This is a genomic window from Synechococcus sp. CS-1333 (assembly GCF_025128015.1).
Taxonomy (GTDB): Bacteria; Cyanobacteriota; Cyanobacteriia; order PCC-6307; family Cyanobiaceae; genus MW101C3.
This window is the reverse complement of sequence record NZ_JAHLYO010000029.1, coordinates 1-20,789: the sequence shown is the minus strand read 5'-3', so window position 1 is coordinate 20,789 and position 20,789 is coordinate 1. Positions and strand designations below refer to the sequence as shown.

The window sequence follows — 20,789 nt, the reverse complement described above, 5'->3', positions numbered from 1 at the left end:
CCTACTGCCGGAGCACGACTACGGATAATGGCGCTTCCCGTACCGCCCCTGTGCCAGATCTGCTTTATCGGACCCTGGTCTGGCTGGATTACCGCCTCGCGGTGGTGTTCGCCGTCGGGCTGCCGCTCGTTCTGCTGGTGTGGGCTGTCGCGCGGCGGGAAGGTGCTCTGGTGCGTCTGCTCTCCATTTATTGGAAGGTGGCCAGCCTGCTGGGCATCTCCGTGCTGCTGCTGATCGATGCCCGCCCGCTGGGTTATGTGGTGGCGTTGGTGGCCGAGCTGCTGGTGGTGGTGGCCGTGTGGTTCTGGGTGGATCTCAACGAGGAACTCGACGACCTGCCCCCCTGGCGCCCCCTGCCGCTCACCGTGCGGGCCTGGCGCTGGGCGCTCACCGTCTACGGCGTCACGGCGGCGGTGTTGAGCGTCACGGCACTCACCTGCCTGGTGGGTGGGGTGAACCGGCCGGTGTGCCAGGTGTGGCTGGAGGCGCCCCGGCACCTGCACGCCGTGGCCGTGCGGGTGTTCGGCTTCGTGTTCGGCGGGCAGCTCACCCCAGGGCTGACGGCCTTCTTCGGCTACCTGGCGCTGGCCTTTTATGCGGTGGGGATGCTGCAGTGGCTGCTGGTGCGGCTGCCCCGCTTCGGCCGGGTGGCGGGCGGTTTCTGATGGGGCCGGGCCCTTCGTCACTGCTGCAGCGCCTTGAGCAGATCAGCCGCGAGCACCCCGACCGCGTCCTGCGCCTGCGCGGGCAGTTGCCCCTGGCGCTGGAGGCTGCTGAGGTGGAGGCTGCTGCTGCGCAAACCTCTGCCTGGGAGCCCTTTGAACTGCTGATTTTTCGCGGTTTCTCGAGCAGCGTCACCCACCCCACCGCCTACGACCCCGACCAGAGCGCCCTACCGCCCGGTGCCGTGCTCGGCAGCGCCGAACTGCTGGCCGGCCCGCTCGATCCCAGCAACGAACAGGTGCTGGTGGAGGCCTGTGGGTTGGACGGTTTCCTCGACCCGGCGGCCTGGGGGTGAGCCGAGCAGGCAGCCCGCCGCCGCACGGCGCTGCCGCAGGGCATCTGCCTCACGGGCCAGGGCCGCCCCGGCGGGGGTGAAGTAGCGGAAACGGGCCTGATCGGTATACAGCAGGGGCCAGCGGCTCTGCACCTGCCGCTCGGCCTCCTGCCGGCAGGCCCGCAGGGCACCGAAATCGATCGCCGGGGCCTCGGCTGTGCCAGCCCCGGCGGCCTTAAACGTCCCGGCTGGTGCTGTTGCCGCTGTCGCTTCCGGGCCAGGGGCCTGGGTGGCCGCGGCCACTGGCGGCACCACTGCCGGCGCCTCAGCGGGCCCCTCCAGGTCGGGGCAGATCGCGCGGCGGGTGCGCGACAGCAAGGCCGTTTCCGCTGCCAGTGCCTGGCGCAGGTCCTGCTCCAACGCGGCCCGGAGCGCCTCGCAGTGGGCAGTGGGCCCAGCCCCACCCGCGCCTGCTGCGCTGACGGGGCCGCTGGCGGTCACCACGCCCAGGCCAAGTCCTAAGCCCAGCGCCAGGCCCAGCAGCAGCCAGTGCGCCTTGCCCAGGCCCCGCCCGCTCAAGGCAGGCGCACCGCGCCGCCGCTCACCACGATCCCGCCGGTGGGCGGAATCGTGACCCGCAGCTGGCTGGGCCGGCCCATGGCCTCGCCCTGGCGGATCTGCAGCGTGGTGGGCACGGCGACAAGGCCGGCGGCGCGCAGGTACCCGCCCAGCGCGGCAGCGGCCGAGCCGGTGGCCGGATCCTCCACCACCCCGCACACCGGAGCGGGGTTGCGGCTGTGGAACAGCTGGCGGTCCTGGCGCCACACCAGCTGCAGGGTGAGCAGGTCTTCGCGCAGCATCAGCGCCTTGAGGGGGTCGAAGGCGTAGTGGAGCTGGGCCAGGCGTTCGGCCGTGGCGGCGGCCAGCACCAGGTGCCATGCGCCTGCGTAGGCCTTCACCGCTGGCAGGGCCGGGTCGAGCTCCGCCGCCTGCCAGCCCAGGGCCTCGAGTGCCCCGGCCACCAGGGCCTCAGAGGCCGGCGCCTGGCGGGGTTCCACTGAGGTGAGCGACGCCTGCAGCACGCCCTCCCGCTCCTCCACCTGCACCGGCACCGCCCCCACCGGGGTCTGAAACACGAAGCTCCGGCCGGCTCCGGTGTCCGCCAGCAGCACGGCGGCCGCGATCGTGGCGTGGCCGCAGAAGGGCACCTCCCCCACCGGGCTGAAGTAGCGCACCTGCCACTGGTCGCCGTGGTCCGGTGTGAGGAACGCGGTTTCCGAATACCCCACCGCCGTGGCGAGGCGTTGCATCGCCTCCACCTGCGGCAACGTCTCGCCCATCCAGACCCCGGCCGGATTGCCACCATCGGCGCGGTCGGTGAAGGCGGCCAGGCGGTGCAGTTGGGAGGGCAGGGTGGAGGAAAGGCTCAACGGATCGCGGCCCCCTCGCCAAGCGAAGCGCCGCTACCAGGGAAGGCATCGGCTGGCGGCAGGTTCAGCTCCGCGGCGGTTGCCGCCGCCCGCAGCCGCACGGTGTAACCCATGTTGGAACCGATGCCGGTGCCGCGGTAGGTGCCCGACACCGGTGCGGCCAGCTGGTGGTCGGGGGCGGCGGCGATCGCCACATGGCCGTCGGCTACGGCCAGACCGAGGCTCGGGTCGTAGGCACGCCAGCCTCCGCCGGGCAAGTACACCTCCGCCCAGGCATGCAGCTCCTGCTCGCTCACCTCCGGGGGGTGGTGCATCGAGTAGCCGCTCACGAAGCGCGCTGCCAGCCCCTGGCTGCGGCAGGCCTCCACGAACAGCATCGCCGTGTCACGACAGGCTCCGCAGCGGCTGGTGAGGCAGTCGCTGGCGGGCAGCGGTTCACCGTCAGGCCGGCCCACGTGATGGAAGGTGAGGTGGATGGTGTCGGTGAGCTGGGTGAGGAAATCGAGCGTGTGGTGCTGGGCACCGGCGGCCAGCTCGGCCGCCCAGCTGCGCACCGGCTCCGCCACGGCTCCGCCGCAGCTGGGGGCCAGCGAGGCGGCTTCCCCCGGTTGGTAGTGCGCCGGCAGATGCTGAGCGCCGGCATCGGTGACGATCCAGGCGAACGGGTTGTCGCGCAGGGTCTCCACCACCGACTCCACCTCGATCACCAGCGACTGCCGCTTCTCCCCGAACCACAGCACCACGGCATCACTGCCGTCGGGCTCCACGATGCTCGCCTGGCCCAGGGGGGGCTCCACGATGCGCAGGCTGTGACGCAGCAGACGTTGGCTCGCGTCCTGCCGCGGTGTCAGCCGCAGCGTCATCGGCTCAAGGAAGACCGGATGGTCGTAGCTGTAATCGAGGCGATGGCGGATGTGAAACAGCATCAGTCGGGGGAGTTCGGCCTCAGCGCCGGCTGGTGCAAGGGGTTTCACCATCGTGCCTCCCGTAGGTTGAGCCGCCGGATCGCTTGGCATTCGCTGACACATGCGTTTGGCTGTGCCGCGCACCAACGGCCTGCCAGCCGCCTCCTTAATGTGTCGTCATGAACAAGTCGCTTCCCCGATCCCTGGCCGGGCCTGAGCCGGCCGGTCCTGAAGCCGACCCCGACGGCGCCCTGTCCACGCGCATCGACGAGCCCTGGGCTTCAGGGCAGCGCAAGCGCTATCTGCGCAGCCTGGCGCCGATCGAACGAGCCGACAACAGCTGAGCAGCCAGGCCCCTTCCCCGCGCGCTGCCGGTGACCGGCACCACGGAACTGGGCACCACACACGCCAACACAACAACTGGCGAGCCGCACACCGGACCACCCGGTTCAGTCCATCGCCGTGACGGTCGACACAACCGCCTGTGGTGCCACAAACCCTGACGGGTGCTCCGGCTTGGTGGCCTTAACGGAACCTCAACCCTGGGCCTCTACAACAGTTCTGCGTCTTCAAGAGCCCCCTGGCGATGGGACTGACGGAAGAAGAACAGGCGATCGTGATGGCCGCCCGGCGGTACGGAATGATCAACGAGCACCAGCGGGTGCACTATCTCTGCGGTAACCGATGCATCCTGTGGGCGCTGGGACTGGTCCCGCTCACCCTGGGCTTCTCGTTGATCCTGTGCCCGCTCGTTTGGGTGGCGCAGCACGATAGGACCGGTCGGTCAATTGATCGGCTGCGCCAGCAACTGGCTGCAACACCCTTTGCCCAGGGTTGATCGCTCAGGGCCGACGATCAGTCTTCGTCGGTGTCGTCGCCGCCGACCGGCACGAGGCGGATCTGCTTGCGGCCCAGCTTCAGTTCGAACTCATCGCCGGGTTTGAGATCGAGCAGACCGGTGTAGGCCTTGCCCACCAGCAGGTTTCCATTGCCTTGCACGGTGGCCACGAAGCTGAGTTTGCGGCCGCCCTTGCTGACCGGTGAGCCCGCGCCATTGCCGAGGCTCACGCCTTTGGCTTCCAGCAGAGCTTCGTAGAAGGCCGTGAAGTTGAGCCGCTCGGTGCCGTCCTTCTTGGTGCTGAGATAACCGCAGCTGCGGACGAGCTCAGACTTGGAGGCATCGCCAAGCTCCTTGACTTTGGCCAGCAAATCAGATCCAGTGAGCATGTTCGGATGCGCCTGAAGACGTCTTCAACATAGCAATCGAAGGGTATGCCTCTGCAAGTGGGTGGCCAATTCAAGCTGCGATCCAGCGGCAACATCGTATGACCGAGCCCGAAAATGGAGCGTCTTCGCTTAGCTGGTCCCTGGCGACACTGGGCATGATGGCTCTGGACGAGGGCTCAGTTCCCTGCTATAGACAGGATCCTGGGTGCCGCAGAGGATGTCCCAGAACGTGAAATAAAGACCGAAGTGAACGCTGTGCCTGCGGTGGTGGAGCGAATGATGCTGGGGGCCGATCACCCAGCGTCCCAGCCAGTGGTGCGGAAATGAACCGGGCAGGCGATCGAGGCCGAGGTGGTTCACCACCGCCCACACGCTCATGGTGGTGAGCACCGCCAGCAGGGTCACCACATGGAGGGGCACCACGAACACGATCGCCACGAGGAACACCGCCTGGACCGCCGCTTCGGCCGGATCGAAAGCGAAGGAGGTCCAGGGTGTAGGGCACGGCGATCGGTGATGACCCTGATGCCAGCGCGCGAACAGGGCAGGGTGATGGAACAACCGATGGGTGGCGAAAAAATAACCGTCCTGCAGGATCAGCACGGCGCCATAGCTGAACGCGGCATAGAGCAGGCCACGCATGCTGGTGCCGTCGTATAGCAGGGTGAAGCCATGGTTGTAGGCCGTCATCATCGCGGCGGTGGCCAGTGCGAAGATCGCCGCCGACATCATCGAGAGCCGGATGTCATGGCCGATCCAGCGGCGCGAGGGGCGGCGGCCGATCGCCGGAGGCTGCGGCGAAGCCGCTGCGGCCACGATCGCCGTGGCGCCCGTCGGCTCAGATCGGTACAACAGCAGATGGGAGATTCCGGCCACGAGGAAGTAGCGCAGCACGATCACCGCGAAGAACACCACCACGTAGAAGCCGAACCCGTGGCTCTGCATGCCTGACCGCCATTCCCTTCACCGTATGGGCGCTGGCCGATTCCTCCAGGGTGGGTTTCCCCCTGGCACGCACCCGGCTGTCCCCCCAACCCGCCAAGGTTCTGTTCGCAATGCCACACCGGGGGTGGTCGGCACAGAACGGCTGGCGCTCCTGGCCGTGGCTGGAAGCGCCGTGCTGGTCTTGACCGTCACCACCGCCGCCTTCCGGGTGCGGGCACACGACTCCGCCCTCGCGGACCGCGACCGGCTGCAGAACGCCGTCAAGCCTGGGAATCCCCTGCGCCGGGTTCCGCCAGCTGCTGCGTGATCAGCTCGTTACCGCGCAGATCTGCGACCGGGCGGTGACCCTCTGCTGGAGTGGTTCCGCGGTGGTGATCCGCCCAGCGCCACCGTGATCAGCTACTAGCCCTCAGCCATCAGCCTTTCCAGCCCGCCAGCCGCGAGGCGGCCTGGGAGCGTGCCAGGGCGCGGGCGGCCGGCAGGGCCGGCTCCAGCCGCAGTGAGGTGAACGGTGGCAGGTAACGGCTACGCAGCCAGGCCCCCCAGCGGAACTCATGGAAGGGAATCAGAGGGGCCGCCTCGATCACCCCCTCCCGCTTCAGCTTCCACACCAGGCTGCGGTAGGGGTCGTCGTGCAGGTCCAGCAGGCTGCTGGGCAGCCGCTCCGGCGGCAAGGGGCCCTGGCCGCGGCCGTCGAACAGATACAGCCAGCCCAGCATTTGGAGCTCCCGCAGCACTGAGGGCCGGTCGCTGTGGTCGAGCTGACGCACCACGTAGCCGTAGGCGGTGGCCCCGGGGTCCACATCCAGCAGGCCGCGCAGGCGGTGGTGCCGGTCCACCATCCAGAGGCCGCCAGCGGCGCTGCGCGCCAGCGGCACCGGCTTCTTCCGCAGGTAGTTGCGCCGCTGCTTGTCGGGTTCGCCCCGGAAGTCGGCGCGCCGGTGCAGCACCTCCGCCATGCCGATGCACATCTGGGTGGGCTGCAGCTCCGCCACCGGCACTTCGATCAGTGCCTCGGCCTCGGGCGGCGGCGGCAGGGGCTCGAAGGGTTGCTGCAGCTGAGACATGAACGGGAGGGGTGTGTCCGGAGGAGGGTGCGGTCAGGCGCTGCCGGCGTGGCCGGTGGAGACAGCTTGGCCTGCAGGCGGGAGTTGCTCTCTACACGATTTGATCTGTTGTTTCGTTCATGAACAGCCCGTTCGCGCGGAGAATGTTCCCTTCATCTCTGATCTTGACAGGCTCTTAACCGTTCCATTACACGCCTGGTCATCTGGCGCTGCTAACTATCAGTGGTCTTTCAACTGGGCTGCTCCAATGACCTTCGCGAAGAAGGCCCTGGTTTTTGGTTCTCTTGCTGTTCTCGGCGTTGGTGCGGCGGCTACAGCACAGACCGCACTCAATGGAGCCGGCGCTTCATTCCCAGCCCCATTTTACCAACGCGCCTTTGCTGATCTGGCAGCTGGCGGCGGTCCGAGGATCAATTATCAGTCGGTTGGTTCAGGTGCTGGTGTGCGCCAATTCATCGCTGGCACTGTGGATTTCGGTGCCACCGACGAGCCGATCAGCGCCGCGGATGCTGCCAAGGTCAGCCGTGGTGTGGTGCAGTTCCCCACCGTGGGCGGCACGATTGCGATCGCCTTCAACCAGCCCGGTTGCAACCTCAAGCTCACCCAGAAGCAGGCCGCTGATGTGTTCTTGGGCGTGATCAACGACTGGAAGCAACTCGGTTGCAAGCCCGGCCGGATCTCCGTGGTTCACCGCTCCGACGGCTCCGGCACCACCTTCGCGTTCACCAACTCCCTATCTGCCTTCTCGCCGGCTTGGAAGAGCCGCGTGGGTGAAGGCAAAGCCGTCAAGTGGCCCGTTGGTGTGGGCGGCAAGGGCAACGAAGGTGTGGCTGGCATCATCCAGAACACCCCCGGCTCGATCGGCTACCTCAACCAGGCCTTCGTGAAGGGCAAGATCCGCGCGGCTGCCGTCCAGAACAAGGCGGGCAAGTTCGTGCTCCCCAACCTCAAGAGTGGCGCCGCCGCCCTCAACAACATCCAGCTGAACGCCATGCTGGCGGGTGAAGATCCCAACCCGGCCGGCGCTGACAGCTACCCCATCGCCACCCTCACCTGGGTGCTGGCGTACCGCAAGGGCAACGGCGCCAAAGCCAGCTCCATCCGTGCGGCCATGACCCATCTGCTTAGCCCTGCCGCCCAGGGCAAGGCCGACGACCTCGGTTATGTGCCCCTGCGCGGCTCCATCCTCAGCAGCGCCCGCAAGGCCATCGCCAACATCGGCTCCTGATCCTCAGATTCAGGCGTTCGCAACCGGGAAGGCCCATCTCGGCCTTTCCCAACCGCAAGGGGGGCTTCGGCCCCCTTTCTTTTTGAGGGGCGTTGATCTTGGTCTTGAACTTGTCTTGACCCGCAGCCTCTTTGAAACATTGCACCCGATTGGGGACGGCCCAGCGCTTGTGCCTTGCTCGCCGCCCGGGGCCTTAGCCGCTGCTTAACCGACTGCTTATCCGGCCTTTGCCTTGTTGTCGGTAGTCCTCCATACGCTCAATGGTGTCCCCGGGTGATGGCCATGGTTTCGACACCTTTCCGTGATGCCGGCCGCAGCGGCGCCATTCGAGACATCCTCGAAACCAGCTATCGCAACCGCAACCTGCTGCACGTCACCGCCGGAAGCGGTGTGCCGTTGATCAAGAACAGCATCTGGCTGGTGGTGCGCGGCATGGTGAAACTTGAGGCCGTCACCATGCACGGCGATGCACTGCTGCTCGGCCTGGCTGGCCCCAACGAACCCTTCGGCGAGCCGCTCACCAATGTGCAGGCCTACGGCGCGTACACGATCTGCGATTCCGATCTGCTCTGCCTCTCCTGCGCTGAGATCGAGCAGTCCCCCCATCTCGCCATGGCGATGATGCAGGCCCTGGTGTCGCGCTACCGCCAGGCCGAAACCATGCTGTCGCTGCTGGGGCTGCGGCGCGTTGAAGAACGGGTGCGCGGCTTCCTGGAATTGCTGGCTCAGGATTATGGCCAGGCCTGCGACACCGGCCTGCGGCTGAACCTGCGGCTCACCCATCAGGAACTGGCCAGCGCCCTCTCCACCACCCGCGTCACCGTCACCCGCGTGCTGGGCGTGCTGCGTGAAGAGGGCTGGCTGCAGATCGATGGGCAGCGCCATCTGGTGATCAGCCATCTGCCCAAGCGCCGATGAGCCGGCAGGAGCCTGGCCTAGCTTCAGCCCAGGATGCCCCCTGGGCCGGAACCCCCATGCCACGGCTGCTGATCGTCGATGATGATGAAGGCATCAGAACCACCCTTCAAGAGGCGCTCCGCCATGAAGGTTTCGATGTGGTGTGTGCCTCCAACGGCCGTCAGGCGATCAACCAGATCGATGCCCGCCAGCAGGCGTCGAGCGGGGGCTTTGATCTGGTGGTGCTGGATCTGATGCTGCCTGGTGTGGGCGGCCTGGATGTGTGCCGCCATCTGCGCCGCAGCGATGCCCACACACCGATCCTGATGGTGAGCGCCCGTGACACCGAAACCGATCGGGTGCTTGGCCTTGAGCTCGGCGCCGACGATTACCTGGTCAAGCCGTTCGGGCTGCGTGAACTCGTGGCACGGTGCCGCGCCCTGCTACGCCGCTCCCAGGGCCCGTCCGAGCGCTTTCCGGTGCGCCCGGCCATCAGCCATGCGGGTCTCACCCTCTATCCCGATGAGTTCCGTGTCACCCGCGAGGGGGTGAATGTGAACCTTTCGCCGAAGGAATACCGCCTGCTGGAGTTCTTCATGCAGAACCCCGGCCGGGTCTGGAACCGCAACCAGCTGATTGATGAGGTCTGGGGCACCGACTACGTGGTGGACACCAAGACCGTGGACGTGCACATCCGCTGGTTGCGGGAAAAGCTGGAGGCCAACCCCTCCGCTCCCGAACACATCCTCACAGTGCGAGGCTTCGGCTACCGCTTCGGTTGAGGGCTCTGTTCCCGTGAGGTCTCTGCTCACCCTGGCCTTCGGCGTGCTGATCGGCTGGGGCCTGGCCCGGGCGGCCGCCAGTTGGCGCCGCCGTTCGCTTCAGGCCCGTGCGCTGGCGGCACCCCCGCTCAGCCGCTCCCAGCTGCTCGCCTGGCTGAATGCGGCCCCGCACGGCTGGCTGGCCCTCGATCGGGCCAGCACCATCCAGGCGATCAACACCAAGGCTGATCATCTGCTGCAGTTGCCCGCCGATTCGCTGTTGCGTGGCGAAGAGCTCAGCCAGCTGGTTCATTCGCCCGAGCTGGAGGAGGGCGTCCAGCGCTCCCGCCGGCTGGAGCGGGCCCAGCGGGTGGAGTGGAGCCTCGGGGCCGAGCCGCTGGAAGCCACCCTGCTGCCCGGAGAGGACGGCTGGATGGCGGTGTGGCTCAGCAGCCGCCGCTCGCTCGAATCCCAGCTTGATCAACAGAGCCGCTGGGTGAGTGATGTGGCCCATGAGCTCAAGACGCCCCTCACGGCCCTGCTGCTGGTGGGCGACAGCCTGGCCGCCCAGGCCACCCGTTCCAACGTCGTGCTGATCGAGCGGCTGCAACGTGAGCTGGAGCGGTTGCGGGAGCTGGTGGGGGACCTGCTGGAGTTGTCGCGGCTGGAGAACAGCCTCCCCGGCGATGACGAGCGCTACCGCTGCCTCGACCTGCGCGACCTGCTGGCGGAGGCCTGGAGCAGCCTGCGCCCCCTGGCCGACCAGCGCGCCGTGAGCCTCGATCTGGCGGCCTGCCCAAGCGCGCCGCTGCGGGGGGATGGGAGCCGCCTGCACCGGGCTCTGCTCAACCTGCTCGATAACGCCCTGCGCTACACCCCCGACGGCACCGCGATTGACGTGGGCATCAGCGGCACGGGGCAGTGGTGGGAACTCACGGTGCGCGATCGCGGCTGTGGGTTCAGCGACACTGACCTCAAGCATCTGTTCGAGCGCTTCTACCGCGGTGATCCCTCCAGGGTGCGCAGCCGCCGCTCCGGCAGCGGCCTCGGCCTGGCGATCGTGCAGCAGATTGCCCTCACCCACGGCGGTCGGGTGGAGGCTCGCAACCATCCTGCCGGTGGTGCCCTGGTGGAGCTGGTGCTGCCGCGGGGCGAGTCGCCCCTTCCTTCGGTTTCCCCGTAAGGTGAGGGCTCACCATTGCCAGTAGGGCGTCGGATCAGGGGATGACACAAGCTCTGGCCCTCCCGCCTGAACAGCATGCCGCCTCCGCCAGCACGGCTCCTGTGCGGCAGTCGGTGCCGAAGATGTATCTCGACCCGCCGGAGCCGTGGAATCCCACCGTGGGTCTGTTTCTGGCGGGCTACGCCCTGGCCGGGCTCTGCATCTGGGGCTGGTTCGTGGGCAACTGGTCGTTGCCGGTGCTGCTGCTGCTCGGTTTCCTTGCGCTCCACCTGGAGGGCACGGTGATCCACGATGCCTGCCACAACGCCGCCCATCCCAACCGCTTCTGGAATGCGGTGATGGGTCACGGCGCGGCGCTGCTGCTGGGCTTCAGCTTTCCGGTGTTCACGCGGGTGCACCTTCAGCACCACGCCCATGTGAACGATCCCAAGCGCGACCCCGACCACATCGTGTCCACGTTCGGTCCGCTGTGGTTGATTGCTCCCCGCTTCTTCTATCACGAAGTGTTCTTCTTCCGCCATCGCCTCTGGCGGCGCTGGGAGTTGCTCGAGTGGGGTCTGGCCCGGGCCCTGTTCTTCACGATCGTGGCTGCTTCAATCCGCTTCAACTTCCTGCCGTTCGTGCTCAACGTCTGGTTCGCTTCGGCGCTGATGGTGGGTGTCACACTGGGCCTCTTCTTCGACTATCTGCCTCACCGCCCCTTCCTTTCGCGCAACCGCTGGCAGAACGCCCGGGTGTATCCCAGTCGCGTGATGAACTGGCTGATCATGGGCCAGAACTATCACCTGGTTCACCATCTCTGGCCCTCGATTCCCTGGTTCGAGTATCAGGACGCCTACCGCGCCACCCAGGATCTGCTCGAATCCAAAGGCTCACCTCAGCGGCTGGGGTTGTTTGAAACTCGCCACGACGGCATCAATTTCCTCTACGACATCTTCTGCGGCATCCGCAGCCACAAGCGCCGCCGCAGTCGCCTGCGCCCGATCGCCGCGCTCTTCCCCAGCCCCCGCGCCCGCCGTCATGTGCTGGCGCTGCTGCACCGCACCGCCGTTTCCCCTGTGCCCCGCTCCACGGTGAGCTGAGCGAAAGAAGCTAGTCGGCCAGGATTTTCGGCACCCGGAAGAAATCGCCCTGGCGCTGCGGCGCCAACCCCAGCAGTTCCTCGCGCACGGGAGTGGGATCCACCCGGTCGTCGCGGGTCACGTTCACCACTTCCACCGCGCGGGTGGTGGCTGGCACGCCCTCGGTGTCCACCTGCTCAAGATGGGCGACGTAATCGAGGATGCGCTCCAGCTGGCTGGTGTAAGTGGCGATCTTCTCTTCAGGCAGCTCCAGGCGGGCCAGTTTGGCCACCTTGCGCACGTCGTCGCTGTCGATCCTGCTCATCGCACCGGAGCTCACATCTGAGGCCGAACCTAGCCTGCGCCCACCCGTTCAGTCGGCTGGTTCCCCGTCGCTGAGGAAGGCTTCGAGATCGGCGGTGAGCGCGCTGGCGGCCTGATCGAGGATGGCCGCGCCATGGGCGGCGGTGGCCAGGAAGGGATCGGAGCCCATGCGCCCATCGGGGTGGCGGCGGCGGAAATCCTCCGGCCCGTGGATCGGGCCCGCCGGCGCCGCTTCCGGCAAGGGGCGCTGCAGGGCGATCAGGCTGGGCTCCAGGTGCAGGGTGAGGGCGATTTCGCTGGGGGTGGCGTGGTGCCCTTCACGATCGCCATAGAGCTCCCGGGCCTGCCGCATCACCGGCCCCGCCATGAACCAGTTGGCCAGCCGGCAACGCAGCTCGGTGGCATGGGGCAGCCCGCGGGCGGCGGCGGTGCTGTAGGCCTGGGCGAAGGCGGCCCGCGCCGTGGCGATGTTGCCGCCATGCCCATTGATCACGAAGATGCGCTGGAAGCCATGCCGTGCCAGCGACAGCACCACGTCATGCAGCACGGCCAGCAGGGTGGCGGGTTGGAGGCTGATCGTGCCGGGGAAGGCCAGGTGGTGCTCCGCCATGCCGAAGGCCTGCGCGGGCGTCACCAGCACGCCGGTTCGGCGTCCCACCTCGAGCGCCACCGCTTCGGCGGTGAGGGCGTCGGTGCCGATGGCGCCGGTGGGCCCGTGCTGTTCGGTGGAGCCGAGCGGCACGATCACCCCCTTGCAGCGCTCCAGATAGGCCTCCACCTCCGGCCAGCTGCGCAGCTGCAGCCGGATCGCCTCATGACCGGCCACCGGGCCCGGAACGGCGGGGCTGCCCGCCGTGGCCGGTGCGGGGGGGGACGTGGTGCTCACCGGCGAAAGGCGGCGGGGCCGCCGCATGAAACTGACCCGTGCATCATCTCTAGGATCGAAGCCAACCGGGCCTGACCCGGCCTCGTCCGGCGCTGGCCGGGAGGGTGATGTTGCACCGCAAGCTGGACCAGTTCTGCAGCGAGAAACGCCCGGTGTGGGTGTTCCTGCGGGATCAGCAGCGCTGGATCGAGCAGGCCACCGTGGTGGAGATCGTGGGCGATCTGGTCACCCTCCGCTACGACATGGCCGACGACGACGAGCGCCACAGCTGGGAGGAGAGCGTGCGGCTGGAATCGATCGGGGCGGTGAGCACCCGGCTGGCCTCGTTCAGCCGCAGCGGCAGTACGGAGGATCTGGAAACAGCCGACGACTGCCCGGAATCGGAACGGCTGCACAGCCAGGGCTGAACGCGGCTGGGCGGGTTTGCCCAGGCACAACGCCCGCTGGCTCGACGTCAGTGGGCCGTGCCGTTGCCGTCGTAATCGTCGGTGTCGTAGAAGCCGCCGCGGGTGCCGAAGTAGAGGGTGGCCAGGACGAACAGCCCGCTGCCGGCCAGCAGCACGGTGCCGAGGTTGAAACTGGAGAGAGCGCTGGACAAGGGAAGGAGCCGATCGGACGAATGGCAGGGACTGTGACCACCCCCGCCGGCGCCAGTCTGGCGGGTGGCGACCCGGCGGGCGCAGCCGTGTGCGCGAGCGATCACCGGCTGCCCGCTGCGGCCGGCGCCGGCCTGCCGCTAAAGGCCTTCGCCCGTCCCGCCGAGCAGGTGGCCCCCGATCTGGTGGGCTGCCTGCTGGTGCGCGCCCTGCCCGGTGGCGGCCATGTCTGGGGGGTGGTGGTGGAAACCGAGGCCTATAGCCAGAGTGAACCCGCCTGCCATGGGCACCGCCGCCGTTCCCCCAGCAACGACACCCTCTTCGGCCCGCCGGGCCGCTTGTATGTGTATCTCACCTACGGCCTGCATCACTGCGTGAATGTGGTCACAGGACACGACGACCACGCCAGTGGGGTCCTGCTCAGGGCCGTGGCCCTGCCGGGCGAGGCCGAGCGGATCGCTGCCGGCCCCGCTCTGCTGGCGCGGCGTTTCGGCCTGAACCGCTGCCACGACCGCCAGCTGCTGGCACCGCCGCAGGGGGCCTGGATCGCGCCGCGCCCGGAGGCGCTCCAGCGCTGGTGGCAGGGTTGTGAGCAGGCGGGCGACGACCCGATGGTGTGCACCACCCGCATCGGCATTTCTCAGGCCCAGGAGTTGCCCTGGCGCTGGTATCTGCGCGCCAGTCGCAGCGTCAGCCGCCGCGCGCGGGGCGATCGCCCGCCCCGGCCGGCGGCGGCCTTCTGCCCCGCCGCGATGGCCACACCGGGTGGGCTGCCATGAGCCGCTGGAGCCACCGCCATGTGCTGGATCTCTCCGCCTTCTCCCTCGCCGACTTCGCCACCGTGCTGGAGCTGGCGCAGCGCTTCCGCTCCCTGCCCACCAGCGGCGCGCGGCGTTTGCCGGCCCTGCAGGGCCGTCTGGTCACCAGCCTGTTCTTCGAGCCCAGCACCCGCACCCGCAGCAGCTTCGAGCTGGCCGCCCGGCGGCTGTCAGCTGATGTGCAGAGTTTCTCACCGGCCTCCAGCTCGTTGAGCAAGGGCGAGAGCCTGCTGGATACCGCCCGCACCTACGTGGCCATGGGCGCCGACGTGCTGGTGGTGCGTCATGCCTGCGCCGCTGTGCCCGCCGCCATGGCCCGCGCCCTCGACCGCAGCGGCGAGCGGGTGGCGGTGCTCAACGGCGGCGATGGTCTGCACAGCCATCCCAGCCAGGGGCTGCTGGATCTGCTCACCCTCGCTCGCTGGTTCGAGCCGACGGCGCCCACGCCCGCTGCCCTGGCCGGCAAGCGCATCGTGATCGTGGGGGATGTGCTCCATTCCCGCGTGGCCCGCTCCAACCTGTGGGCGCTCACCGCCTGCGGCGCTGATGTGGTGCTCTGCGGTCCTGCCACGCTGCTGCCCGATGGCTTCGCTGCCTTCGTGCAGGCACCGCCGCCGGGCCAGGCGCACGATCCGGTGGAGCGGCGCGGCTCGATCCGCATTGCGCGTCAGCTGGAGGAGGCCCTGCCGGGCGCCGATGCGGTGATGACCCTGCGCCTGCAGCAGGAGCGCATGCACCAGCACCTGCTCACCAGTCTGGACACCTACCACCGCCAGTACGGCCTCAGCCACCGGCGGCTGGAGTTGTGCGGCAAGCCGGTGCCGGTGCTGCACCCGGGGCCGGTGAACCGTGGCGTGGAGCTGAGCGGTGCGCTGCTGGATGATCCCAGCCGCTGCCTGGTGGAAGAGCAGGTGCGCAACGGCATTCCGATCCGCATGGCGCTGTTGTATCTGCTGGCTGCCGCTGAACCCGACCCGTTCACAGCAGCTTGAAACCGTCCAGTAACAGCCCGTAGAGGAAGCCGGTACGGGCGGCATCGATCAGCTGCAGGGTGAGGCGGTCGCCGCTCTGCTGCAGCAGGGCGCGGCGGGTGCGCACCGACAGCTCCATCAGTGCCACGCTGGCCAGGGCGGCGACCGGGTCCAGATAGGAGAGGGCGCCGATGAGCATGCCCACCGAGCCCCCCATGAAGAAGCCGCCCAGCAGCGTGATCACCTGCAGAGACAGCCGGCGCCAGGGATTGTGGGCCCAACCTTGCAGCCGTTCACCGGCCAGACCGATCTGGCGATGAAGCCTGGTCTGCTGCAGGCGGGTCACGGAAGAGGGTGGCAGGAGCAACGGCTGGCGATCCCCATCACCTGGCCCGGACAACTGCCAAACACTTTTTACACCATTTCTGGTGTGGGGGGTACCCCCAAACGCCATCCATAGGGGATTGAAATAAAAAGGCCCGGGCAGGGCCCGGGCCAGGGGGATGGGAACGGCCCCAGACAACCGATGGTTTCGCGTCCCGGCAAGATGCACCCTCCGCGGGTGCTGTCAAGGGACCGCCGGCCTCAGCCGTCGCCGTCCTTGTTCTTGCGGGCGCCCTTGCCCTCGAGCAGTTCGAGCAGTGCTTCCATCTGCGCCATCACGCCGCGCACCTCGCCGGCCTCGGGCAGCAGGCCGTCTTCCATGACGCCCTGGTGCATTTCGCGCAATTCCTGACGGATGTAGCGGAGATGGCTGACGACCTGTTCTCGCTTTGACTGCGACATGGAGGCGGGAGGCAGGATGCTGAGCTCCCTTTTACCCTATCGACCCCCCCTGACCCGCTGGCCAGGCAAGGGCTGCACCGGAGCAGGACCTCCAGCCGTGCCTGCCGCACCGTCGGTGGCACGGAAACCGGCGGGCTCAGCGGCGCGCGAAGCGGGCTCGTGCCTCGTCGTAGAAGGTGAGATCGATCGTGCTGAGCTGCGCCTCCTGCGCCAGCGCTTCGATCCGACGCCGCACGGCGGGGCGCACGAAGAAGGGCACTTCCTTGAGCTTCTGCTCGGCGTCGCTGGTCCAGTCCATGGTTCAGGTCAGTCGTTGGGGGATGTGGGGAGGCCTGGCGTCAGGTCGCATAGGCAACAGGCCGGAGACAGCCGTTTTGCAAGAGTGGGCGGATCGGATGCCCCCTGCGTGCAGTTTCACGGAAGCCTCGACGAGCTCAAGTCCATCGTCACCAGCCTCGACCATCCCGGTCACTGGGAGCACAAGGGGGCGTACGAGATGTTCGTCTTCGACGAAAAGCAGACCAACCTCCGCCTCAACTGGTGGCCCGACAGCGGTGCCATCACGCTTGTGGGCGACCCCGCCGACCGTGACAGCTATCAGGCCGCCCTCGCCGGCTTGCTCGATGCCAGCACCAGTTCAGCGGCTCCAGCACACGAGAGTTGAAGCGCTGCCCTTGAGAGAGTTGAAGAGCTTTCCCCCGCGAGAGTCGAGCTCCTCGCGTGCGTGAGATTTGAGGGTTTTTCCCACGTGAGACCTGAAGGCTTCCCGAACGTGAGGCTTGAACGGCTCCCGCTCGTGAGAAGCAGAGGATGATCTCTGGCCGGTGCTTGGCGCCCCGCGGTGAACATCCCTGAGGAGCGAGATCTCTTCTTCAGTGCAGGAGTTGCTCAGTCCGTGAGCCGCCCTGCACCGGTGGAGACGGTGGAAGAGGGCAGGTGGCCGCCTGCCGTGGATTCTTCGCCTTTTGGATGAATCTGTGAATCCATGGGCCCGACCACTCTGATGGGGTGATGTCTGCAGATGGTGCGCGGCTGATTCACGACATGGTTCGCGCTGCTCAATGCTCATGGATCGCTGCTCAATGCGTTGGATTGTTGTCATTCTTTGCTGCATCTTTTTAACCCGGGTAGGCTGTACAGAGTTCACGGAACGCAATGTCAGTCTTTGGATGCCCGGCACGGCTGGCGCCCTGCGCCGTGCTGGCGGCCTGCGCCATCGCCCTTCCACTTCCGGCTTTGGCAGTCCCCTATGTGTACGCAGATGCCATCCTGGGCGTCAAGTCAGTTGAAGGCTGTGTTCAACGGGCCACCATGCTCGCCAACAAGCATGGGTTTACATCCGAGCATGAAGTGGTAGACAAATCCGATTTCTACGCCGCTCATGCAGACTTGCCGATGACCCTTAATGTCTCTTGCAGCAGCAAGATCGGCACGATCGTGATCGCCGTGGCTGGTATGAACAACCAGGAAACCTTCGCTGCCTTTCAGAAGATCTACGCCGACTTCTAGAGCGTCGGTCGCTCAGGCAGAAGCCAGCGCCTGATCCCATCTCGGCCTTTCGGCGCGCAGCCTTTCCGTGCCCAGCCTTTCCGCTCTTGGCTGAGCCGCTCCCGTTGGTCGATTCGCTCCCGTCAGCCAGGCGGGCCTGCTTCGGGCGCTGTGATCCTGCTTGTCCCACCGCCAGCTCACAGAGCCAATCAAACGAACCGTCCGGTCACCAATGGCTCATCACCTCATGGCTTTGGGGTGCCGGCTCTCCGCTTTGCATTCGCCGGCATGGCCTGGCTCTCATCGATGGCGGCCTCGGTGGCTTCCTGGCTCTGGCAGAACGCGAGGAGAGGGCTGACGGGCTGCTGCAGCAAAGCTTTCTTACGTCTACGCCTATCTCCACAGGGGGCGGAGCCCCTTTGAACGGAGTGCCTGAAAGTCTGAGAAGCCGATGGAGAATAGGGGACTCGAACCCCTGACCTCTGCGGTGCGATCGCAGCGCTCTACCAGCTGAGCTAATTCCCCGTGGCGAAAAGCTATCACTGCCGCCTGGGTGTCTGCCGGGGCGGCTGGGCGTTCGCTGGCAGGGCCGTTGAGGCAGCGAGCAGCCGCTAGGCCGTTGATGCGATGGAATGAAACCGGACATCTGTCTCCATTGCCTTGGCCGACCCCATCGCTCCGTCCACGTCCGAGGCCGCCGGCCAGCCGCAGAGAAGCGGTGGCCCAGCGATCACCCCCGAGCGGCTTGAGGCCTTTGATGAAGCCGCGATCGCCGAGCTGGCCCGCCGCCTCGATGAAGACGATTACCCCACCCCCTTCGCTGGCCTGCAGGACTGGCACCTGATGCGGGCGCTGGCGATTCACCGCCCGGAGCTGGCCCGCCCCTACGTCCATCTGGTCGATCAGGAACCGTTCGATGAGGAATGAGGGCGACAGTCGTCCTGATCCCCTGGAGGGGTGCAGGATCCTGGTGGGCATCAGTGGCAGCATCGCCGCCGTCAAGCTGCCGGGCCTGGTGAGTGCCCTCGCCAAGCGTGGCGCCGAGACGCGCTGCGTGCTCACCCCCAGTGCCACCCGGCTGGTGAGCCCGGTGGCGTTGGCCAGCCTCAGCCGCCGCAGTTGCCTGCTGGAGGCCGACCAATGGAGCCACCAGGCGGCGCGGCCGCTGCACATCGAACTGGCCGAATGGGCCGATCTGGTGGTGGTGGCACCGTTGAGTGCCAGCAGCCTGGCCCGGTGGGTGCATGGCCTCGGTGACACCCTGCTGGCGAGCACCTTGCTGGCCGCCGAGGCGCCGGTGCTCGCCGCCGCCGCCATGAACACCGCCATGTGGAGCAGCCCTGGGGTGCGCCGCAACTGGCACGACCTCCAGAGCTTTGCCGGGGTGCTGCCGCTGGGCCCTGAGCCCGGGTTGCTCGCCTGCGATCGGCAGGGCGATGGACGGATGGCCGAACCGGCCCTGCTGGAACTGGCGCTCGAATCCATGCGCCTGCATGGCGCCAGCCGTGACTGGCGCGGCCGTCGGCTGTTGGTGAGCGCCGGTCCCACCCGCGAATTCCTCGATCCGGCCCGCTGCCTCACCAACCCCAGCACGGGGCGGATGGGGGTGCTGCTGGCTCAGGCCGCCCGCCTGCGGGGGGCGCAGGTGGATCTGGTGCATGGTCCGCTCAGCGTGGAGGCCGCCTGGCTGGAGGGGCTGCAGCTTCACCCGGTGGTCACCGCCGCTGAGCTGCAGCAGCAGCTGCTCGCCCTCCAGCCCGAAGCCGATGCGATCGCCATGGCGGCGGCGGTGGCCGACCACCGCAGGGCAGCCCCCTTGCCCACCAAGCTGGGCAAGGAGGAGCTGGCGCTGTCCCTGCAGGCGGGCTGGCAGGAGGTGCCCGACCTGCTGCAGCAACTGGTGAGCCAGCGCCGGCCCGGCCAGCGGATCCTCGGCTTCGCGGCCCATTCCGGCGATGTGCTGCCCCAGGCCCGGGCCAAGTTCCGGCGCAAGGGCTGTGATCTGCTGTTCGCCAATCCGATTGATCAGCCTGGTGCAGGATTCGCCGCCGCCACCAACCAGGGCTGGCTGCTGGGGCCGGGCTCCGACGAGCGCCCGCTGGCTTCGATGGGGAAACTGGCCGTGGCCCACCAGCTGCTTGATGCGCTCGGCGCCTTGCTCCCGCCGGCCTCCGAGCCTGCCCCACCGGCACCGGCCAGGCTGCTGTGAGTCATGTTGTTGAGAGGCGCAACTGCGCTGCAGGAGCCCGGGTTTCTCCTCTGTAGGATCGCCGCGACGCACGCCTTAACAAGGTTTCACCCTGCCCGCGCGGCTTCTCCCCATGCGTTTCCGACCCCTGCTCGCACTCGTGCTGGCGCTCTGCCTCACCATGGTCACCGCCTGCGGCGGCGGTGCCAAAGCTGTTGGTCGCTCCAACGTCACTTACGAAGACATCGTCAACACCGGCAAGGCCAACGACTGCCCCACCCTTCCCGATTCTGCGCGCGGCACGATTCCCCTCGATTCCGGCGCCCGCTATCAGCTTCGCGACATCTGCCTCCACCCCAGCGAGGTGTTCGTCAAGGGTGAACCGGCCAACAAGCGGCAGGAAGCCCAGTTCGTGGCCGGCAAGATCCTCACCCGCTACACCTCCAGCCTGGATCAGGTGTATGGCGATCTGACCGTCTCCGGTGACTCCCTCACCTTCAAGGAGCTCGGCGGCATCGACTTCCAGCCGATCACCGTGCTCATGCCCGGTGGTGAGGAAGTGCCCTTCACCTTCTCCAGCAAGGAGCTGCTGGCCACCTCCAACGGAGCCGCGATCAGCACCAGCACCGATTTCGAAGGCACCTACCGCACCCCCAGCTACCGCACCAGCAACTTCCTGGATCCCAAGGGCCGTGGACTCACCACCGGCTACAGCAGCGCTATGGGCCTGGTGCCGGCCGGTGACGACGAAGCCCTGGCCAAGGAGAACACCAAGCAGTACATCGATGGTCGCGGCTCCATGAGCCTCTCGATCACCAAGGTCGACAGCGCCACCGGTGAATTCGGCGGGGTGTTCACGGCGATCCAGCCCTCCGACACCGACATGGGCGGCAAGCAGGCTGTCGACGTGAAGGTTACCGGCCAGCTGTTCGGACGCCTCGAAGAGGCCTGAGCCAGGCCCGGGCCTTCCGCATTTCGCCAAGCCCTTCCGGAGCAGTCTCCGGAAGGGCTTTTTCGTCCCTTCCCATCGG

29 protein-coding genes and 1 tRNA gene are annotated in these 20,789 nt (G+C 67.4%); 18 read left to right on the top strand and 12 right to left on the bottom strand.

Annotation, left to right across the window (positions count from 1 at the left end):
• Positions 1-50: 50 nt before the first annotated feature.
• Complete coding sequence (locus KQ303_RS11520; RefSeq protein ID WP_259730397.1) at positions 51-665, top strand: DUF3177 family protein; 615 nt, start codon at positions 51-53, stop codon at positions 663-665.
• Positions 665-1,018 carry a hypothetical protein gene (locus KQ303_RS11515; protein WP_259730396.1) on the top strand — a complete coding sequence of 118 codons (354 nt, stop codon included), beginning with the start codon at positions 665-667 and terminating at the stop codon, positions 1,016-1,018. The genes KQ303_RS11520 and KQ303_RS11515 overlap by 1 nt, the downstream gene beginning before the upstream one ends.
• A gap of 554 nt (positions 1,019-1,572) precedes the next feature.
• On the opposite strand, the gene KQ303_RS11510 is transcribed toward KQ303_RS11515, so the two are convergent.
• The gene (locus KQ303_RS11510; protein WP_259730395.1) at positions 1,573-2,427 is read right to left on the bottom strand and encodes a PhzF family phenazine biosynthesis protein; all 855 of its coding nucleotides are present in this window, start codon (positions 2,425-2,427) and stop codon (positions 1,573-1,575) included.
• Positions 2,424-3,404, bottom strand: a complete 981-nt coding sequence (locus KQ303_RS11505) for a transglutaminase family protein (RefSeq protein ID WP_259730394.1) — start codon at positions 3,402-3,404, stop codon at positions 2,424-2,426. The genes KQ303_RS11510 and KQ303_RS11505 overlap by 4 nt, the downstream gene beginning before the upstream one ends.
• A gap of 107 nt (positions 3,405-3,511) precedes the next feature.
• Here KQ303_RS11505 and KQ303_RS11500 point away from each other — a divergent pair, with 107 nt between their 5' ends.
• Both KQ303_RS11500 and KQ303_RS11495 read left to right on the top strand, forming a co-directional pair.
• Positions 3,512-3,676 carry a hypothetical protein gene (locus KQ303_RS11500; protein ID WP_255141600.1) on the top strand — a complete coding sequence of 55 codons (165 nt, stop codon included), beginning with the start codon at positions 3,512-3,514 and terminating at the stop codon, positions 3,674-3,676.
• 242 nt (positions 3,677-3,918) lie between these two features.
• Positions 3,919-4,170, top strand: a complete 252-nt coding sequence (locus tag KQ303_RS11495; protein ID WP_094514966.1) for a hypothetical protein — start codon at positions 3,919-3,921, stop codon at positions 4,168-4,170.
• Positions 4,171-4,187: 17 nt separating this feature from the next.
• Here KQ303_RS11495 and KQ303_RS11490 read toward each other — a convergent pair whose 3' ends face one another.
• Both KQ303_RS11490 and KQ303_RS11485 read right to left on the bottom strand, forming a co-directional pair.
• Positions 4,188-4,559 (bottom strand): AbrB family transcriptional regulator, encoded by a 372-nt coding sequence (locus KQ303_RS11490; protein WP_094514962.1) that lies wholly within the window; start codon positions 4,557-4,559, stop codon positions 4,188-4,190.
• Positions 4,560-4,688: 129 nt separating this feature from the next.
• The gene (locus KQ303_RS11485; RefSeq protein WP_259730393.1) at positions 4,689-5,504 is read right to left on the bottom strand and encodes a sterol desaturase family protein; all 816 of its coding nucleotides are present in this window, start codon (positions 5,502-5,504) and stop codon (positions 4,689-4,691) included.
• 124 nt (positions 5,505-5,628) lie between these two features.
• Between KQ303_RS11485 and KQ303_RS11480 the strand changes: the two genes are divergently transcribed.
• On the top strand, positions 5,629-5,811 hold the full coding sequence (locus KQ303_RS11480) for a hypothetical protein (protein ID WP_259730392.1): 183 nt from the start codon (positions 5,629-5,631) through the stop codon (positions 5,809-5,811).
• A 109-nt stretch (positions 5,812-5,920) separates the two neighbouring features.
• Here KQ303_RS11480 and KQ303_RS11475 read toward each other — a convergent pair whose 3' ends face one another.
• Entirely contained in the window at positions 5,921-6,571 is a 651-nt protein-coding gene (locus tag KQ303_RS11475) for a ParB-like protein (protein WP_259730391.1), read from the bottom strand.
• A 247-nt stretch (positions 6,572-6,818) separates the two neighbouring features.
• Between KQ303_RS11475 and pstS the strand changes: the two genes are divergently transcribed.
• The 5 genes from pstS (at position 6,819) to crtR (ending at position 11,722) form a co-directional block, all read left to right on the top strand.
• Positions 6,819-7,799, top strand: coding sequence for a phosphate ABC transporter substrate-binding protein PstS (gene pstS / locus KQ303_RS11470; protein ID WP_259730390.1), 981 nt, complete (start codon positions 6,819-6,821; stop codon positions 7,797-7,799).
• Positions 7,800-8,081: 282 nt separating this feature from the next.
• Positions 8,082-8,717: a Crp/Fnr family transcriptional regulator gene (locus KQ303_RS11465; protein WP_094514993.1), complete on the top strand. Its 636-nt coding sequence runs from the start codon at positions 8,082-8,084 to the stop codon at positions 8,715-8,717.
• Positions 8,718-8,773: 56 nt separating this feature from the next.
• Positions 8,774-9,478 (top strand): response regulator transcription factor, encoded by a 705-nt coding sequence (locus tag KQ303_RS11460; RefSeq protein ID WP_255100663.1) that lies wholly within the window; start codon positions 8,774-8,776, stop codon positions 9,476-9,478.
• Between the two features lie 13 nt (positions 9,479-9,491).
• Positions 9,492-10,640, top strand: coding sequence for a cell wall metabolism sensor histidine kinase WalK (locus tag KQ303_RS11455; protein ID WP_259730389.1), 1,149 nt, complete (start codon positions 9,492-9,494; stop codon positions 10,638-10,640).
• Between the two features lie 41 nt (positions 10,641-10,681).
• Positions 10,682-11,722 (top strand): beta-carotene hydroxylase, encoded by a 1,041-nt coding sequence (gene crtR / locus KQ303_RS11450; protein ID WP_094514934.1) that lies wholly within the window; start codon positions 10,682-10,684, stop codon positions 11,720-11,722.
• 10 nt (positions 11,723-11,732) lie between these two features.
• Here crtR and gatC read toward each other — a convergent pair whose 3' ends face one another.
• Positions 11,733-12,026, bottom strand: a complete 294-nt coding sequence (gatC, locus tag KQ303_RS11445) for an Asp-tRNA(Asn)/Glu-tRNA(Gln) amidotransferase subunit GatC (RefSeq protein WP_259730388.1) — start codon at positions 12,024-12,026, stop codon at positions 11,733-11,735.
• A gap of 48 nt (positions 12,027-12,074) precedes the next feature.
• Positions 12,075-12,851 (bottom strand): creatininase family protein, encoded by a 777-nt coding sequence (locus KQ303_RS11440; RefSeq protein WP_259730402.1) that lies wholly within the window; start codon positions 12,849-12,851, stop codon positions 12,075-12,077.
• 167 nt (positions 12,852-13,018) lie between these two features.
• Between KQ303_RS11440 and KQ303_RS11435 the strand changes: the two genes are divergently transcribed.
• Positions 13,019-13,318 (top strand): DUF6679 family protein, encoded by a 300-nt coding sequence (locus tag KQ303_RS11435; protein WP_259730387.1) that lies wholly within the window; start codon positions 13,019-13,021, stop codon positions 13,316-13,318.
• A 47-nt stretch (positions 13,319-13,365) separates the two neighbouring features.
• Here KQ303_RS11435 and KQ303_RS11430 read toward each other — a convergent pair whose 3' ends face one another.
• Positions 13,366-13,509, bottom strand: coding sequence for a hypothetical protein (locus KQ303_RS11430; RefSeq protein ID WP_198948333.1), 144 nt, complete (start codon positions 13,507-13,509; stop codon positions 13,366-13,368).
• A gap of 21 nt (positions 13,510-13,530) precedes the next feature.
• Here KQ303_RS11430 and KQ303_RS11425 point away from each other — a divergent pair, with 21 nt between their 5' ends.
• Positions 13,531-14,286: a DNA-3-methyladenine glycosylase gene (locus tag KQ303_RS11425; protein WP_259730386.1), complete on the top strand. Its 756-nt coding sequence runs from the start codon at positions 13,531-13,533 to the stop codon at positions 14,284-14,286.
• Entirely contained in the window at positions 14,283-15,317 is a 1,035-nt protein-coding gene (locus KQ303_RS11420) for an aspartate carbamoyltransferase catalytic subunit (protein WP_259730385.1), read from the top strand. The genes KQ303_RS11425 and KQ303_RS11420 overlap by 4 nt, the downstream gene beginning before the upstream one ends.
• Here the strand turns inward: KQ303_RS11420 and KQ303_RS11415 are convergent.
• From KQ303_RS11415 to KQ303_RS11405, 3 genes are all read right to left on the bottom strand, one after another.
• Positions 15,304-15,642, bottom strand: a complete 339-nt coding sequence (locus tag KQ303_RS11415) for a DUF565 domain-containing protein (protein WP_311134152.1) — start codon at positions 15,640-15,642, stop codon at positions 15,304-15,306. The two genes, KQ303_RS11420 and KQ303_RS11415, sit on opposite strands and share 14 nt — an antisense overlap.
• 239 nt (positions 15,643-15,881) lie before the next feature.
• A complete protein-coding gene (locus KQ303_RS11410; RefSeq protein ID WP_094514908.1) occupies positions 15,882-16,082 on the bottom strand; it encodes a hypothetical protein in 201 nt (66 codons plus the stop codon).
• Positions 16,083-16,218: 136 nt separating this feature from the next.
• The gene (locus KQ303_RS11405) at positions 16,219-16,380 is read right to left on the bottom strand and encodes a PCP reductase family protein (protein WP_094514906.1); all 162 of its coding nucleotides are present in this window, start codon (positions 16,378-16,380) and stop codon (positions 16,219-16,221) included.
• Between the two features lie 108 nt (positions 16,381-16,488).
• Between KQ303_RS11405 and KQ303_RS11400 the strand changes: the two genes are divergently transcribed.
• On the top strand, positions 16,489-16,746 hold the full coding sequence (locus KQ303_RS11400; protein ID WP_259730384.1) for a hypothetical protein: 258 nt from the start codon (positions 16,489-16,491) through the stop codon (positions 16,744-16,746).
• Between the two features lie 533 nt (positions 16,747-17,279).
• A complete protein-coding gene (locus KQ303_RS11395) occupies positions 17,280-17,591 on the top strand; it encodes a hypothetical protein (RefSeq protein ID WP_259730383.1) in 312 nt (103 codons plus the stop codon).
• A 431-nt stretch (positions 17,592-18,022) separates the two neighbouring features.
• On the opposite strand, the gene KQ303_RS11390 is transcribed toward KQ303_RS11395, so the two are convergent.
• Positions 18,023-18,095, bottom strand: a tRNA-Ala gene (locus tag KQ303_RS11390).
• A gap of 204 nt (positions 18,096-18,299) precedes the next feature.
• Between KQ303_RS11390 and KQ303_RS11385 the strand changes: the two genes are divergently transcribed.
• The 3 genes from KQ303_RS11385 (at position 18,300) to psbO (ending at position 20,710) form a co-directional block, all read left to right on the top strand.
• Positions 18,300-18,497, top strand: coding sequence for a DUF2555 domain-containing protein (locus tag KQ303_RS11385; protein ID WP_198948334.1), 198 nt, complete (start codon positions 18,300-18,302; stop codon positions 18,495-18,497).
• A complete protein-coding gene (coaBC, locus tag KQ303_RS11380; RefSeq protein WP_259730382.1) occupies positions 18,487-19,779 on the top strand; it encodes a bifunctional phosphopantothenoylcysteine decarboxylase/phosphopantothenate--cysteine ligase CoaBC in 1,293 nt (430 codons plus the stop codon). The genes KQ303_RS11385 and coaBC overlap by 11 nt, the downstream gene beginning before the upstream one ends.
• A gap of 112 nt (positions 19,780-19,891) precedes the next feature.
• Entirely contained in the window at positions 19,892-20,710 is an 819-nt protein-coding gene (gene psbO / locus KQ303_RS11375; RefSeq protein ID WP_259730381.1) for a photosystem II manganese-stabilizing polypeptide, read from the top strand.
• Positions 20,711-20,789: the final 79 nt, after the last annotated feature.